The sequence below is a fragment of the Mycobacterium sp. SMC-15 genome (assembly GCF_045310925.1).
Taxonomy (GTDB): Bacteria; Actinomycetota; Actinomycetes; order Mycobacteriales; family Mycobacteriaceae; genus Mycobacterium.
The window spans coordinates 173,666-189,983 of the sequence record NZ_JBJIAJ010000006.1 but is presented as its reverse complement, the minus strand read 5'-3'; the positions used below and the strand labels follow the sequence as shown (position 1 = coordinate 189,983).

Annotated in this window: 13 protein-coding genes; all 13 read right to left on the bottom strand. The window is 68.8% G+C overall.

Going from position 1 to position 16,318, the window contains the following annotated elements:
* Positions 1-166 precede the first annotated feature (166 nt).
* The gene (locus ACJH71_RS11335) at positions 167-2,164 is read right to left on the bottom strand and encodes a serine/threonine-protein kinase PknD (RefSeq protein WP_406758110.1); all 1,998 of its coding nucleotides are present in this window, start codon (positions 2,162-2,164) and stop codon (positions 167-169) included.
* Between the two features lie 84 nt (positions 2,165-2,248).
* Positions 2,249-3,367: a phosphate ABC transporter substrate-binding protein PstS gene (gene pstS, locus ACJH71_RS11330; protein ID WP_406758109.1), complete on the bottom strand. Its 1,119-nt coding sequence runs from the start codon at positions 3,365-3,367 to the stop codon at positions 2,249-2,251.
* Between the two features lie 83 nt (positions 3,368-3,450).
* On the bottom strand, positions 3,451-4,782 hold the full coding sequence (locus ACJH71_RS11325; protein WP_406758108.1) for an acyltransferase: 1,332 nt from the start codon (positions 4,780-4,782) through the stop codon (positions 3,451-3,453).
* Positions 4,783-4,788: 6 nt separating this feature from the next.
* Positions 4,789-6,540 (bottom strand): DUF2339 domain-containing protein, encoded by a 1,752-nt coding sequence (locus tag ACJH71_RS11320; RefSeq protein WP_406758107.1) that lies wholly within the window; start codon positions 6,538-6,540, stop codon positions 4,789-4,791.
* A 62-nt stretch (positions 6,541-6,602) separates the two neighbouring features.
* Positions 6,603-7,256 carry a response regulator gene (locus ACJH71_RS11315; RefSeq protein ID WP_406758106.1) on the bottom strand — a complete coding sequence of 218 codons (654 nt, stop codon included), beginning with the start codon at positions 7,254-7,256 and terminating at the stop codon, positions 6,603-6,605.
* The gene (gene macS, locus ACJH71_RS11310) at positions 7,232-8,356 is read right to left on the bottom strand and encodes a MacS family sensor histidine kinase (RefSeq protein WP_406758105.1); all 1,125 of its coding nucleotides are present in this window, start codon (positions 8,354-8,356) and stop codon (positions 7,232-7,234) included. Before macS ends, ACJH71_RS11315 begins: the two co-directional genes overlap by 25 nt.
* Entirely contained in the window at positions 8,353-9,507 is a 1,155-nt protein-coding gene (locus ACJH71_RS11305; RefSeq protein WP_406758104.1) for an acetate kinase, read from the bottom strand. Before ACJH71_RS11305 ends, macS begins: the two co-directional genes overlap by 4 nt.
* A complete protein-coding gene (pta, locus tag ACJH71_RS11300; RefSeq protein ID WP_406758103.1) occupies positions 9,504-11,603 on the bottom strand; it encodes a phosphate acetyltransferase in 2,100 nt (699 codons plus the stop codon). Before pta ends, ACJH71_RS11305 begins: the two co-directional genes overlap by 4 nt.
* A gap of 4 nt (positions 11,604-11,607) precedes the next feature.
* The gene (locus tag ACJH71_RS11295) at positions 11,608-12,741 is read right to left on the bottom strand and encodes an aminotransferase class V-fold PLP-dependent enzyme (protein WP_406758102.1); all 1,134 of its coding nucleotides are present in this window, start codon (positions 12,739-12,741) and stop codon (positions 11,608-11,610) included.
* Between the two features lie 86 nt (positions 12,742-12,827).
* Complete coding sequence (locus ACJH71_RS11290) at positions 12,828-13,394, bottom strand: maleylpyruvate isomerase family mycothiol-dependent enzyme (protein WP_406758101.1); 567 nt, start codon at positions 13,392-13,394, stop codon at positions 12,828-12,830.
* Positions 13,395-13,404: 10 nt separating this feature from the next.
* Positions 13,405-14,574 (bottom strand): acyl-CoA dehydrogenase, encoded by a 1,170-nt coding sequence (locus ACJH71_RS11285; protein WP_406758100.1) that lies wholly within the window; start codon positions 14,572-14,574, stop codon positions 13,405-13,407.
* A gap of 14 nt (positions 14,575-14,588) precedes the next feature.
* Positions 14,589-15,104 (bottom strand): 5-(carboxyamino)imidazole ribonucleotide mutase, encoded by a 516-nt coding sequence (gene purE / locus ACJH71_RS11280; RefSeq protein WP_406758099.1) that lies wholly within the window; start codon positions 15,102-15,104, stop codon positions 14,589-14,591.
* A complete protein-coding gene (locus ACJH71_RS11275; protein WP_406758197.1) occupies positions 15,097-16,263 on the bottom strand; it encodes a 5-(carboxyamino)imidazole ribonucleotide synthase in 1,167 nt (388 codons plus the stop codon). The genes purE and ACJH71_RS11275 overlap by 8 nt, the downstream gene beginning before the upstream one ends.
* Between the last annotated feature and the right edge of the window lie 55 nt (positions 16,264-16,318).

Here is a 16,318-nt window from a genome sequence, read left to right as displayed (position 1 = left end):
ATCGTGATCGTGATCGTGGTCGTGGTGTCCGATGGTCGTGCCCCGGGCGTCGGTCACCGGATCGGTGACGGCCGCTGCGGGGCCCACGACGCTACTGTCCACGCAAAAAATGTTACCTGGCGTTTCGGTGAGGCAGCCGTCACAGCACCGGCGCCTCAGGCGGTCCTCAGCTGTCCGCGTCCACCTTGACGACGCGGTCGTTGCCGCGGTCGGCGACATAGACATTGCCGTGCTTGTCGACCGCAACGTCCAACGGGGCGTTGAGACCGGTGAACGGCAGCACCACCGGGATCGCGGCACCGGCTGCCAATTTCACCACCTTGTTGCGGTTGTGCTCGGTGACGTAGACGTCGCCGGCCTCGTCCACCGCGATACCCCACGGCGCGACGATCCCGGTGAAGGGCAGCACCACCTGCTCACCTGAGGCGGCCACCAGCTTGAGCACCCGGTTGTTGCCGGTGTCGGTGACGTAGACATTGCCGGCGGAGTCCACCGCCACCCCATCGGGCTTGTTGAGGCCGACGAACGGCACCGTGGTCTGGGTGTTGGTGGCCGTGTCCAGCCGCAGCACCACGTCGTTGCCGCGGTCGGCGACATAGACGTTGCCGCCGTCGGCATCCACCGCCACCCCGTCGGGGTCGTCCAGGCCGACGAACGGCAGCACCGTGTGAGTGTCGGCGTCCGCCCCGACCTTGACCACCCGGTCGTTGACGTCGGAGAAGTACACGTTGCCGATGCTGTCGACCACCACGCCGCGCGGCTGGTACTGGTCGCTGAAGGGCACCACCGTCGAGGCAGTCGAGTCGGCGGCCAGGCGCACCACCCGCCCGTGCATGCCCTCACTGGTGACGTAGACATTGCCGTCACCGTCCAGAGCCACCCCACCCGGTGAGAGCCGGTAGTCCAGGTCGGTGAACGGCAAGACGTCCTGTGGGGGTGCCGCGACCGGCGTCGCCGACGAGGGCTCCGACACCAGGTGCGTGATGCCGGCGACGACGGCGACCGCGGCGATCGCACCGGCCGCCACCAGCACCGGCTTGCGGGGCAGCCGCCACCGCCGGGACGGAGTGGGCATGGCCGAGATCGGAGTCTGCAGATCGTTACGCAGGGGCGACATCGGGAACGGAGCCGGGGGCGGGCCGCCCAGACCGGCACCCAATGCAGTACCCAATCCGATGTCCGACGGCGCCCATCCTGCTCGGCTCACGGCGGCCGGCAGAGCAGTGCCGCCCCGCCTCTCGGACCGGGGCTCGGGTTCCAGGCCGCCGGGCAGATGCAGTGCGGGCTCGCCGCGCCGCAGGAACCGGGACACCTGGTGGCGTTCGGGCTCGGTCAGCGCCTGGTAGGCAGCGGCGGCGAGCTCACCGGCGCTGCTGTAGCGCTCCTCGGGTTTGCGAGCCAGCCCGCGGGCCAGCACCGCGTCGATGGCCGCCGGAACCCGCCCCGGGCGCAGCTTGCTCGGCTGCGGTGGCTCGGCGGTGCGACGTTCCTCGATCGCCTCGTCGACGCTGTCGGCGGAGAACGGACGCACCCCGCTGAGCGCCTCGGCCAACACAGCGGCCAGCGAGTAGATGTCGGCCAGGTGGGTGACCTGCTCGCCGGTCAGACGCTCGGGAGCCATGTAGGCGAGGGTGCCGACGGACGGCTTGGCCCGGGCGCCCGGTTCGGCGATCGCCGCGGCCACCCCGAAGTCCATCAGATACGCCAGATCGTCCTGGGTGACCAAGATGTTGTCGGGTTTGACGTCACGGTGGACGACATAGGCATTGTGTGCCGCGTCCAGGGCCGCGGCGACCTGCCGCACGATGGCCACCGCGCGCGGCGGGCTCAGCGGGCCTCCATCGGCCAAGACGGTGGCCAGATCCGTGCCGTCGATCAGGCCCGTCTCCAGGTAGAGCACCTCGTCGATCTCGCCGTAGGCGCGGATCGGCACCACATGCGGCTCGGTCAGCTGACCGGCGGCTTCGGCCTCGTCCTCCAGCCGGCTGCGGAACGCCTCGTCGGCGGAGAGCGACTCAGAGATGAGCTTCAGCGCCACCGTCTCGTCGTTGCGGGTGTCCTCGGCCCGGTAGACATCACCCACGACGCCGTGGCCGAGCAACCGCCCCAATTGATAGGGGCCGAATCGCGACCCGGTCCGCGAACCCGGCTCGGGATTGTTCACCGACGACGCTCCCTTCGACCACAGTGCCGCGCACTGCGGCGAAAGATTGGCTATCAGACTAACCGGCGCCGACGCCGTAAACGGTCACGAGATCGCGTTGACCGTAGTCAGGAGCCTGGATTTGAAGGACGCCGGCAGTGGAATGAAGCCGTACTGGTCCAGCCCGTCCTGGCCTGGACCGATCGCAGCCTGCAGGAACGCCTTGACCGCCGTGCCGGTGGCGGCGTCGGGGTATTTCGAGCAGACCGTCTGGTAGGTCGCCGACACGATCGGATAGGCACCGTGCTCGGCGGGCCGGTAGAGCGACGCCGTATCCAGCACCAGGTCGTTGTTCGGGTTCGCGTCCGACACGAATTTCACCCCAGCGATCGTCTTGCCGACCGATTCGGCGGAGATCGCCACCGGTGCCGAGCCACCCGCGGTGCTGATCTGCGCCATGGGCAGCTGCCTGCCGACCGCGAACGACCATTCGTTGTACGTGATGGATCCGTCGGTGCTCTGCAGCGCCGCCGCGACACCGTTGTTGCCGGTGGCGGCTTCGCCGATGCCGCCGTTGAACATGTCGCCGCCGCCGGCGAACCACCCGCCGTCAGAGGCGACTTCGAGGTACTTCTGGAAAGTGGCGGTGCTCGGCGACCGGTCGCTGCGATACACCACGTGGATGGGCAGTGCGGGCAGCGCAACACCGGCGTTGAGTGCCTTGATCGCGGGGTTGTCCCAGCTCCCGATGGTGCCGTTGAAGATCTTCGCCAGGGTGGGCCCGTCCAGGCTGAGGCTGTTCACCCCGTTGAGGTGATAGGTGACGGCGATCGGGGCGAACACCACCGGCAGGTCCCAGGCCGGCGAACCGCACCGCTCCGCGGCCCGTTCCGGCTGCGTCTTGGTGGGGTCCAGCGCTACCTCGGAGCCGGCCAGATCGATCGCGTTGGCGATGAAGTCATCGACTCCGGCGGAGGAGCCGTTGGCGTTGTAGTCCAGTCCCTGTCCGGGGCAGGCACGGGAATAGGCGTAAGCGAACTGTTCGATCGCCCTTGCCTGGGCGGTCGAGCCGCCGGCGTGCAGTGCCTGCTTGCCCCCGCAGTCCACGCCCGCCGCCGGGTCCTCGGCGGACCCCAATTGCGCAGAGTCGTCACCACAGGCCGAAACCGTCAGTGCGCCAACAACCAGCAAGGCCGGCAGCACGGTCGATCGGCCGAATTTCACAGGACGAAACTGTACCGCGACCCGCCGCGAGCGGGCCTGGTACTGCCGGATGCGATCGGGACCGGCACTCCCCTGCCGCCCGATCAGGACCGCGACGGGATGGGCGACGACGTGTTCGACGACGGCGAGCCTTGCCCAGAGACCAGCAGCCGCGCACCGGTCAGCGCGGCCAGCATGACCGCGACGCAGATCAGTCCGTCGTCTTTGAGGCCCCACTTGACCGCGACCAGCGTTGCGGCGCCGGCCGCCATGAGCAGCAGGCCCGCGGCGGTGCCACGGCCCGGCCCCGCCGAGATCCGGCCGTCCCAACCGGGCAGCGGGTTGTTCTCCAGTGGCCGCAACACCGTGAACAACAGCGCCACCACGGCGGCCACGACGATCAACTGCGCGACGCTGATGGCGACGAAATGCGGCAGCCCCGGGTAGCGGGCCCAGCCCAGTTGATCGAAGAGCAGGTGCACACCCAGCAGCACCGGGATATGCCACAGGTACAGCGTCATGGCCCCGGAGTTTCCGACCGCGGTCAGCCACCACACCCGGGGCCGCTGCGCCCATCGGGTGATCGCTGGCGCGACGCAGATCGCCAGCGCGCTCATCGCGATCGCGTGCCCGGCCAGCAACAGCGACGGCGGGCTGGTGTTGGACAACTGGTGGTCGCCGGTGCCCACCATGCTCAGTTGGTAGGGCCCGAACCGAACCAGTGCGACGTCGATCGCCACCATGATCACTGCGATTGCCAGCGCCGCGCGCCGCGGCAGCAATGCGCGCCGGTAGCCGACACCGAACATGGCCGGGATGAGCCAGACGGCGAGGTTGAGATAGCCGATCGGCGCCAGCGCCGGGTGTTGCAGTCGTAGTACGTCGACGACCGCTATCGCTCCGTAGACCACGGCGACACCGACGAAAAGCGTTCCGGTGGTGGCGATCCGGCACAGCAGCGGCATCGCGGCCAGCACCAGCACGTAGGCGCCGAGAAACCACAGCAGCTGAATGCTGACGCCGGCCACCGGTTCGTAGACGTGTTGCGGCAACAGCGGGCGCAGCACCGCCAGCGTGGCGGCCCAGAACCCCAGGTAGAAGAAGACCGGCCGGAACAATCGGGTGCAGCGTTTCATCAGCCAGCCGCCCCACTGTTCGCCGGGCCGCCACGTGGTCAGGCAGGCGGCGGCGCCGGCGAAGAAGAACAGCGGCATGACCTGGAAGACCCAGGTCAAGCCGGCCAGCGCGGGCGAGGCCGTCAGGAGGTTGTCCCAGATCAGCACACCGTCGCGGATGACGCTGGTGGCCATCACGGTGTGGCCGATGACGACGCCGAGCAGCGCGGTAATCCGCATGACGTCCAGGGCGCGATCGCGCCCGGCGGGCGTGGCCGCGGCCAGCTCGGTGGGGTCGGGGAAGCCCAGCAGGGTTGTCATCGCCGGTTACCTCTCGTCCTGCTGCGCCAGGCTGCGGGCGTAGCCGGTGCCCATCCCCAGTAGCAGCAGGCCCGCGACGATGAACGCCGCAACCCGGAACATGCCGTCGAGGGTGTCCAGATCGAACAGGAACAGCTTTGCGGTGGCGGCGGCGGTGAGCGCCAGGCCGGCGGTGATCGCCCAGGTGCGGGCCTCGCGGTCAGCCAAACGCAGCGCGTGGCGCAGCAGCCCGGCCGCCATCGCGATCCAGCAGAGGGTGGCCGCCATGTGGCCTGCCAAGAACCCGCCTTCGGTCCCCCCGATCGCGACACCGGCGGTGACGGTGAACGCGGTGACGGCGTAGCCGATCGACGCCCCGCCGGCCACCGCCAGGATCGGCGCATTCGCGGGTTTCGCGCCGTCGGCGCCGGCGTATGCGCGGGCCATGACGATCACCAGCGCGATCAACAGCAGGCTGGCGATCAGCGTGGACACCGTGTCTGCGGTCGGCATCACCGTTGCGGTGATCAGGTTGTCCGGTGCGGCGTAGCCCAGGTAGACGACCGCGCCTGCGAATCCGAATCCCGCTGCGACCCACCGGGCCACACCGCTGCGTGGGCCGGCGACCGCGACGACTACCGCCATGGCCAGCAGCACCGGGGCCAGCACTGAGCCGTGCACAGCCGTGGTTACCGCGATCAGCGCGGCGACGGCGGACAGCGCCGAGAAAACCTGCACGACAACCGGCGGCAGTGCCCGATGAGCAAGGACGATCGCGAGCATGACGACCGACAGTGTCGCCGCCAGCACGGTGGCCGGCACCGTGTCGACCGCGGCGCCAGCCGCCAACACCGGGAGGGTTCCGGCGGCGGTCAGCAGCGCGAGTGCACCCGGCCGGGTGCTGGTGGGCAGCACCAACAGCCCACTGACCACGGCCAGCACCGCGCCCACGGCGCTGGCGCCGCCGACCAGCCACCGATGGTCGTCACCACTGACCGCGCCCAGCGCCAGCAGCAGCGGCAACGTCGCGGCCGCGATGCGGGCGGCGAACATCGCCGTCCAGTCCTTGCCCAGCTGCACCGGCAGGGCCGCCGCCGACAATGCCAGCAGGAAACCGACCAGCAGCAGGTCGACGTCGCCGGTGATGATCGGGGCCAGACCGATCAGCGGGACCAGCACCAGCACCCCGAGGTGTTCGGAGTCCCAGCGCCGCGCCAGTAGCAGGCCGACGCCGCCGACCGCTGCCGCGACCACCAACCCGACGGCCGCCGGCACCCATTGGTAGTAGGCGGTGACGGCAATGATGTCCAGATAGGCTGCGGCAATCCCGGTGGCGGCCAATGCAATAGCCCCGGTCCGTCCGCCCGGTCGGCTGTGCAGCCGGCACGCCGCACCGACCAGCACGGCCGAGAGCACGAAGCCACCGGCCACCCGGATCTGCGGGCGCAAGATGCCGGCCTGAGCGGCCAGCACCAGCAGCAGCACCACGCCGACCAGCGTCACCGCGACGCCCGCGACGGCCAGTACTTTGCCGATCCAGCTCGTGTCACCCGCTGCGGTAGCAGGTTTCGGTTCTGCCGCCGCCCCCGGAAACGCTGGGTTCACCGGCATGGCCGCCGGAGTCGCCGGCTCCATCGGTACGGGAGGCGACACCGGGGCGGGCGCGGTGTGCAGTTGCCGATCCAGGTCGGCGAGTTCAGTCGAGACCCGGTAGAGCTGCCAGGACAAGGCGTGGCATTCCGCGGTAAGCCGGTGCAGCACGGCATGTGGTTCGGTCACGCAGGAAACGATGCCGCATCGGGGGCGGAGATCGGATGAGTAGGACTACTCGACTTCGCCGGTCAGCTGTCCAGGCCGTGTTCGATCGCGTAGCGGGTCAGCTCCACCCGGTTGGCGACCTGCAGCTTGCGAAATGTCGCCTGGACATGGTTTTCCACGGTGCGGTGGCTCAGGCAGAGCCGCTCGGCGATCTGCTTGGCGGACAGGCCCTTGGCCACGTGACGCAGCACCTCGGTCTCCCGCTCGGTCAGCGCGGGAGTGGCTGGCCCGGCGTCGGGGCTGCGTTCCAGGCGCCGGTATTCGCCCAGCACCAGCCCGGCCAGTCCCGGAGTGAACACCGCGCGGCCGGCTGCGGTGGCGTGCACCGCGTCGGTCAGCTCCTCCCGCGAGGCGCTTTTCACCAGATAGCCGATCGCGCCGGCTTTGACCGCCTGCAGCACGTCCTCACGCTCGTCGGAAGCCGACAACACGAGCACCCGCGATGCCGGGGAGACCTCGAGCACCGCGGTGGTCGCGGCGACCCCGTCGCCGTCTGCCAGCCGCATGTCCATCAGCACCACGTCGGGCTGCACCGCTGCGGCCCGGCGGCGCGCCGCGTCCACCCCCTCGGCGGTGGCGACCACGGTGAAGCCGGAATCGGCCAGATCGCGGGCAACGGCGTCGCGCCAGATCGGATGGTCGTCGACCACCATCACCGTCGGATGGACAGTTCCCATTCGGTTCCCTCCCCGACCTCGGTGTGCAAGACCGCGCTGCCACCCAGTGCGGCGATCCGGCCGATGATCGACTTCGATACCCCGACATGACCTTGGCGCGCGGCCTCTTCCAACACCCCGGCGGCGATGCCCACGCCGTCGTCGCGCACGCTGACGGTCACCGTCTCGCCCAGGTCCTCGCAGAGCACGAAGGCGCGGGCGTGCGCACCGGCGTGGGCCCGCACGTTGTCCAGGGCATTGCCGACGGCGGCATCGAGTTCGGCGGCCGCGTGTTGTTCCAGCAGCACCGGTGTGCCGGGCAGGCTCAGCGACACCCGATCGTCCGCGCGGCGGCTCAGCAGTGCCCGAAGATCGGTGGCGCCGACGTCCGTGGTGAAGTCCGCCGAACTCACCAGCCGGCGCAGCGCGCGTTCCTGCTCGCCGGCCAGCTCAGCCAACTCTGCTGTGGCGCCACCGATTTCGCGTCCTCGGCGGGTGACCAGGGCCAACACCTGGATGACGCCGTCGTGGACGTGTCGCGACAGCCGCTCGCGTTCCTCGGTGGCGGCGGCCAGCCGGGTTGCCCGCTGCAGGTCGTCGTGGGCTCGCCGCGCCGTCTGCGCTGCCATGCCGACCGCCAGGCCGAGGGCCAGCTCGACGATCATGGTGGCGTTGCGGCCGAAGTTGAGGCTCACGTAGCCCTTGACGAAGGCACTGGCCGCGGTGACCACGGCCGCAGTCGCCATGCCGCCGGTCGAACCGAACTGCAGGGCAGCCGAAATGGTGGCGTTGCTGGCCCACAGTGTCGTCGGCCAGGTCTGATTGTCGAGTTCCCACTGTCGGGAGGCGACCACCTCGGTGGAGAGCATGAGGGCTACGACAACGACGATCTCGGCGATCACCCACGCCGGGCGACGGGCGAAGCCGCGCAGATAGCCGACCGCGCAGAGGCCACTGAAACCGATCAGGACCGCGAACAGTGCCCAGGCCAGCCCGGGCCGGCGCAGATCGTCGTTGATCGCGAGCTGAAATCCCAGCGCGTACAGGCAACTCAGCAGTCGGAACACCTGCGCGGCCCGCCACAGCGGGGCCACCGGGTCCAGATCTCGGGCGAGGCTCACACGAACTGCCAGGCAGCCCTGGCTATCGCCAGCTCTTCGTTGGTGGGAACCACCAAGACGGTGGTGGGCGATCGGTCGGTTGAGATGATCCGGGCGCCCTTGCCTGTGCGGTTGCGTTCGGGGTCCACCACGATGCCAAGTCCGTCCAGGCCGGCCAGCGCGTCCTCGCGCACGCTGGGCGCGTTCTCCCCCACCCCGGCCGTGAAGGCGATGGCGTCGACCCGGCCCAGCACCGCCAGGTAGGCGCCGACGTATTTGCGCAGTCGGTGAATGTAGACGTCGTAGGCCAGCCCGGCTGCCTCGCCGAGCGCGCTGCCGGCCTCCCGCTGTTCCAGCAGCTCCCGAAAGTCGTTGACCCCGCACAGGCCTTTGAGACCGGAGCGGCGGTTCAGCAGCTCGTCGAGTTCATCGACGCCCATGTGAGCGGTGCGGTTGAGGTGAAAAAGCACGCCCGGGTCGACGTCACCGCTGCGGGTCCCCATCACCAGGCCCTCCAGCGGGGTCAGTCCCATCGAGGTCTCGACGGCCACCCCGCCACGCACGGCCGAAGCCGAGGCCCCGTTGCCCAGGTGCAGCACGATGATGTTCAGCTCGCCGGGGTCACGGCCCAGCACGGCGGCGACTTCACCGGCGACGTATTCGTGTGAGGTGCCGTGGAATCCATAGCGGCGGATGTCATATCGGGTTGCGACGTCGTGGTCGATGGCATAGCTGGCCGCGGCCGCCGGTAGCGAGTGGAAGAAGCCGGTGTCGAACACCGCCACATGCGGTACGTCGGGAAAGTCGTGGCGAGCCACGTCGATCCCGATCACGTTGGCCGGATTGTGCAGCGGGGCGAGCTCGGCCAGCCGCGCCACCTCCGCCACCACATCATCGGTGATCAGTGTGGGCGCGTGGAACAGGTTGCCCCCGTGCACCACCCGGTGCCCCACAGCACGGACGGCGGCCAGGTCAATACCGGAGTCGACCAGCTGCCGATGGATCAGCCGCAGCCCGGCGGCGTGGTCGGCCACCGGACTGTCCGCCTCGCCGATCTGCTCCACCAGCCCGGACAGCAGCGCGGTCCCGGCCACCGGGTCGACCAATTGGAACTTGATCGACGACGAGCCGGAGTTGAGCACCAGCACCAGACCGGACGCGGCGTCGGTCACGGAGCCACCCCCTGCGCCTGGATCGCGGTGATGGCGACGGTGTAGACGATGTCGTCGACCAGCGCACCACGGGACAAGTCGTTGACGGGCTTGGCCAGTCCCTGCAGCACCGGGCCGATCGCGATCGCACCGGCGCTGCGCTGCACCGCCTTGTAGGTGTTGTTGCCGGTGTTGAGGTCCGGGAAAACCAGCACGGTGGCTCGCCCCGCGACCGGCGAGTCCGGCATCTTGGCCGCGGCCACCCCCTCGTCGACCGCGGCGTCATATTGGATGGGGCCGTCGGCGAGCAGATCGGGGCGGCGCTCGTGTACCAATTGCGTTGCGGCACGGACCTTGTCCACGCCCGCGCCGGAACCGGACTCGCCGGTCGAGTAGGACAGCAGTGCGACTCGGGGTTCGATGCCGAACGCCGCCGCGGTGGCCGCCGAGGAGATCGCGATGTCGGCGAGTTGGTCGACGGTCGGATCGGGCACCACCGCGCAGTCCCCGTAGGCCAGCACCCGGTCGGACAGGCACATCAGGAACACGCTGGACACCGTGGACACCCCCGGCGCTGTCCGGATGATCTCGAATGCCGGCCGGATCGTGTGGGCCGTGGTGTGCACGGCGCCCGACACCATCCCGTCGGCGATCCCGGAGTGCACCATCATGGTGCCGAAATAGGAGATGTCGCGCATGATCTCGCGGGCACGGTCTTCGGTCACGCCCTTGTGCGCACGCAACCGGGCGTATTCGGCGCCGAAGGTATCGCGCAGGTCACTGGTCTCGGGGTCGATCACCCGTGCCGCGTCCAGGTCCACGCCCAGCTCGGCACCGCGCTGGCGCACCGCGCCTTCCACACCGAGCAGGGTCAGATCCACGATTCCGCGGGACAGTAACCGTCCGGCCGCCAACAAGACCCGGTCATCTGTTGCTTCCGGCAGCACGATGTGGCGACGGTCGGCCCGGGCCCGTTCCAGCAGCCGGTACTCGAACATCTGCGGGGTGATCACGGTGGACGCCGGCACCCGGATCCGCTCGGCCAGCTCGGCGCCGTCGATGTGCTCGGCGACCAGGGCAAGCGCGGTGTCGATCTTGCGCAATGCACCGACGGTGATCCGCGAGCCGGTGTGCGACACCCTTTCAGCGGTGTCGTAGGTGCGGTGGCTGGTGGCGATCAGCGGCAGCGTGGGCCGCAGTCCTTTCACCAATTTGTCGATCGCCGGGTGTGGCAGCAGACCACCGTTGAGAATGATGCCCGCCAGCGATGGGAAGCCCTGTGCTTCATGGGCGTTCACCAGCGCCAGCAGCACGTCGGAGCGGTCGGCCGGCACGATCACCACCTGGCCCTCGGACAGCCGATCGAGAATGTTCTCAGCGGTCATGCCGCCGACCATGACGCTGAGCGCTTCGCGGCGCAGCAACTCCGGGTCGCCGCTGTAGACGGTGCCCTCCAGCGCAGTGCAGAGTTCGGCCATCGTCGGGGCCGACAGCAACGCCACCTCGGGAACCGCGAACGCCGGAACGTCCGCGCCGGCCAGGCGCACCGAGATCGCCTGGGTGACATCGGCCAGCCGGTCCGGGTCGCAACGGTTGGCGATCACCGCTGCCGGATGGGCGTATACCGCGGCCACTTCGGCCAGGCAACGCTCGGTGATCTCCGCGACGGCCTCCGCGTCGCGGTTGTGGCCGTTGACCGCCAGCACCAGTGGCGCGCCGAGGTTCACCGCGACCCGGGCGTTGAAGCTCAACTCACTGGGGTTGACGACGTCGGTGTAGTCGCTGCCGACTACCAGCACGGTGTCGCAATGCCGGGCGACTTCGTGGAATCGCGCGACGATCTCCCCCAGCGCCGCCTCCCGGTCGGCGAAGACGTCCTGGTAAGTCACGCCGCGGCAGGCACTGTGGTCGTCAATGGTGGCGGTGGCATGGGCGAGCAGCAGTTCGAGTTGCCCGTCCGGCTCGTCCAGCGACCGCACGACCGGGCGGAACACGCCGACCCGCGCCGACGAGGCGGCCAGAAGGTGCAGCAGGCCCAGCGCGAGCACGGACTTGCCGGTGCCGCCCTCGGCGGCAGCGAGGTAGATGCTCGACGTGCCGGCGTTACCTTCTGGCATCGGATCAGGCCGAGGCGATCCGGTCGATCGCGGAGCCCAGTCGCGCCACCGTGCCCTCGATATCGGCCAACTTGTCCAGACCGAACAGCCCCAGCCGGAAGGTGCTGAACGTCGCCGGCTCATCGCACTGCAGCGGCACTCCCGCCGCGGTCTGCAGGCCCTGGGCCAGAAACTTTCTGCCGGTGCGGATGTCGGGGTCGGTGGTGTAGCTGACCACCACGCCGGGCGCTTCGAATCCCGGTGCGGCCACGCTGGGGAAGCCCCGCTCGGCCAGCAGCGCACGCACCTTGCGCCCCAGGGTGAACTGCTGCTCGCGCACGGCATCAAACCCGCGTTCGCGGGTCTCGGCCATGGCGTCGCGAAGGCCGCTGATCACGCCGGTCGGCATGGTCGCGTGGTAGGCGTGGCCACCGTTCTCGTAGGCCAGCATGATCTCGCGCCACTTCTTCAGGTCCAGCGCGAAGCTGGTGCTCTGGGTGCGCTCCATGACCTCCAGCGCCCTGCCCGACAGGCCGACCATGGCACAGCCCGGCTCGGCACTCCAGTCCTTCTGTGGCGCGGTCACCAAGACGTCCACCCCGAGGGCCGCCATGTCCGCCCAGACCACGCCGGCGGCGATGCAGTCCAGGACGAACAGGCCGCCCACCGCGGCCGTCGCCGCGCCGATGCGCGCCAGGTAGTCGTCGGGCAGCAAGATTCCACTGGCGGTTTCGACGTGCGGAACGCAGACCACCGCCGGCCGGATTCGCGCGATCGCCTCCTCGACTTCGTCGATGGGCGCGGGAGCGAAGGGCGCCTGGTCGCCGTCGCCGGTCGGACGGGCCTTGAGCACCGTGACACGGTCGGTGATGCGGCCGGCCGCAAGGATCTGGCTCCAGCGGTAGCTGAAGAACCCGTTCCGGACGACGAGCACGTCAGCGTCGTTGGCGAACTGCCGCGCTACCGCCTCCATGCCGCACGTCCCGTTGCCGGGCACAATGACTGCCGCGTCGGCGTGGTAGACCTCGCGCAGCATGGCCGAGACGTCGTTCATGACGTCCTGGAAGCGTGCGGACATGTGGTTGAGTGCCCGGTCGGTGTAGACGACGGAGTACTCCAGCAAACCGTCGGGGTCGACCTCGGGAAGAAGTCCTGGCATGAAGCCTCTCCTAGGTGGGACGGACAGCGCCGACTGCCAATCTTAGGGCGGTCGGATTCCTTCGTTCACCGATGCGCGCGAACGCCTCAGCCGATCTCGACATCGGATATGTTGCGGCCGCCGAGCCATAGGCCCAGCGCTTCTGCGGTGCCGTGCACAACGGTGCCACGGCCACGGGGCCGGCCGATCCCGTTGGTGGGCTCGACCCGATACCGCAGCAGCGTCGGCTGCAGCTTCTGCACGGTCAGGCTCACTCCCTCGGCCAGGATCGCGGCCTCTTCACCCGGCGGGATCTCCCGGCTACGGCCCAGCCCGCGCAGCACATCCTGGTGATGCATCGCCAAGTCGCCCAGCAGGAGCCCGGCCACCACGCGATCGGGCACCTGCGCCCAGCGCCGGGCGTCGGCGATCAACTCGGCTCGGTCGCGACCACGTCCCTCCGCGACGACCTCGGCGTTGATCTTGTGCAACCGCCACGGAGCACGCAGGTATCTGCCGATCTCGGAAGTACCGATCAGATGGGCCAGTACGTCACGCGGCGACCATTGGGTGCACAGGGTGGTGCCGTGGTCGAATTCGTCGTCGCCGAGCCCGTCGACTGTGTCGACGAAGGCATGCCGCGCCGCGCGGACGATGTCGATCCGGTTTGTCATCGCCGCGGTGTCAGCGCAGTAGGTGTCGGCTCATGACGACGCGCTGGATCTGGTTGGTGCCCTCATAGATCTGGGTGATCTTGGCGTCGCGCATCATCCGCTCCACCGGGAAATCAGTGGTGTAACCCGCCCCACCGAACAACTGCACGGCGTCGGTGGTGACCTCCATCGCCACGTCCGAGGCGAAACATTTCGATGCCGCCGAGATGAAACCCAACCCGGTCTCACCGCGCTCGGCACGTGCCGCCGCCGAGTACACCATCAACCGAGCAGCCTCGAGCTTCATCGCCATATCGGCCAACATGAACTGCACACCCTGGAAGGTGCTGATGTTCTTCCCGAACTGCTTACGGTCCTTGGTGTACTCAATCGCCGCGTCCAACGCACCCTGCGCAATGCCAACCGCCTGAGCGCCGATGGTCGGACGGGTGTGGTCCAACGTCCGCAGCGCGGTCTTGAAGCCAGTACCGGGCTCACCGATGATCCGGTCGCCGGGGATCCGGCAGTTCTCGAAATACAGCTCGGTCGTGGGCGAACCCTTGATGCCGAGCTTGTGCTCCTTGGGCCCGATGGTGAAGCCCTCGTCGTCGATGTGGACCATGAACGCCGAGATCCCATTGGCATCCAAATCCGGGTCGGTCACCGCCATCACCGTGTACCAACTGGATTTTCCGCCATTGGTGATCCAGCACTTGGAACCATTGAGAATCCAGTCATCCCCATCAGCCTTGGCCCGCGTCCGCATCGCCGCGGCATCACTGCCCGCCTCACGCTCGGACAGTGCATAGGAGGCCATCACCTCACCAGAGGCCAAACCCGGCAACACCTGCGCCTTGAGCTCATCAGAACCCGACAAGATCAAACCCATCGTGCCCAACTTGTTCACCGCCGGAATCAACGACGACGACGCACACACCCGGGCGACCTCTTCGATCACGATGCAGGCGGCGACCGAGTCCGCACCCTGACCGCCGTACTCCTCCGGGACGTGCACGGCATTGAAGCCCGACGCATTCAACGCGGCCAGGGCCTCTTCGGGGAACCGGGCCTTCTCATCAACATCCTTGGCGTACGGAGCGATCTCCTTCTCCGCCAACGCCCGAATCGCCGCCCGCAACTCATCATGCTCCTCGGGCAACTTGAACAGATCAAACGAGGGATTCCCGGCCCACCCAGCCATCACAGCCTCCTAAGCTACTCGCCGGTAACTTTACCTTGAAGCATCGCGTCCTTCGCAAGCACGCTCGCGGCCAGCTGGTCTTGAAATGCCGCCATGCGGGCCCGCAGCGCGGCGTCGGCTGAGCCCAGAATACGCACTGCAAGCAAACCCGCGTTGCGTGCGCCGCCGATAGAAACGGTGGCCACAGGCACTCCGGCCGGCATCTGCACGATCGACAGCAAAGAGTCCATGCCGTCCAGGCGGGCCAGCGGGACCGGCACCCCGATCACCGGCAGCGGTGTGGCCGAAGCCACCATCCCGGGCAGGTGCGCGGCTCCGCCCGCCCCGGCGATGATCACCTCGATGCCGCGGCCGGCGGCGTCGCGGGCGTAGTCGAACATCCGTTGCGGGGTGCGGTGCGCCGAGACCACCCCGACCTCGAACGGGATCTCGAACTCGGCCAACGCGAGCGCGGCCTCTTCCATCACCGACCAGTCGCTGTCGCTGCCCATGATGACGCCGACCCGGGGTCCGGGCTTGTGCTCAGTCATGCGGATCCCATCCATCGCTCCATTCCCCGTGCGACAACCAGTGTGCCGCGCTTTCGGCCCGCTCGCGCAGGTTCGCCGAGTCCTTTGTGTCCGCACCCAAGAGGTTGATGTGGCCGATTTTGCGGCCCGGCCGTTCGTCCTTGCCGTAGAGGTGGACTCGGGCGTCGGGATAGCGGGCGAACAGGTGGTGCAACCGCTCGTCCATCGTCATCGCTGGCGTTTGCGGGGCGCCGAGGACATTGGCCATCACGGTCACGGCCGCCACCGGTGTGGTTGCGCCGAGCGGATAGTCCAGCACCGCGCGCAGATGCTGTTCGAACTGGCTGGTGGCGGCACCGTCCATGGTCCAGTGTCCCGAGTTGTGCGGCCGCATCGCCAGCTCGTTGACCAACACCTGGCCATCTACGGTTTCGAACAGTTCGACGGCCAGTACCCCGACCACGCCCAGCTCATCGGCCAACCGCAGCGCCAATTGTTGTGCAGCAGCAGCGGATTCGTCTGGAAGATCGGGAGCGGGAGCGATCACCGTCACGCAGATTCCGCTCTCTTGAACGGTCTCGACCACCGGCCACGCCGCGCCCTGACCGAAAGGGGACCGCGCTACCAGCGCCGAGAGTTCCCGGCGCATAGCGACCCGCTCTTCGGCCAGTACCGGTACTCCGGCGGCCAGATAGTCGGCAACGACCGCCCGGGCCTGGTCCACGTCGTCGACGATGAACACCCCGCGCCCGTCGTAGCCGCCTCGGGCCGCCTTCACCACCATCGGGCCGCCGGTCAGGGCCGCGAAGTCGTCGAGATCCTCGGACGTCTCGATCGCGGCGAACCGCGGCACCGGCGCGCCCAGCTCTGCCAGCTTGCGGCGCATCACCAGCTTGTCCTGGGCGTGCAGCAGCGCCGCGGGCGGCGGCGCGACGTTGACACCCTCGGCGATCAGTTGGTCCAGCAGCTCGCTCGGGACATGCTCGTGGTCGAAGGTGAGCACGGTGGCTCCGGAGGCGGCCCGGCGCAGGTCATCGAGGTTGGTGTGGGATCCGATCACCAAGTCCGGGGTGACCTGGGCGGCCGGCTCGTCGGCCGCGGCGGCCAGCACCCGCAGCCGCTGTCCGAGCGCGATCGCGGCCTGATGGGTCATCCGCGCCAGCTGGCCGCCGCCCACCATGGCGACGAGGGGGCTGCGTCCGCCCGCAGGGGGCGTCGGGGTGGGGGGGTTCGGC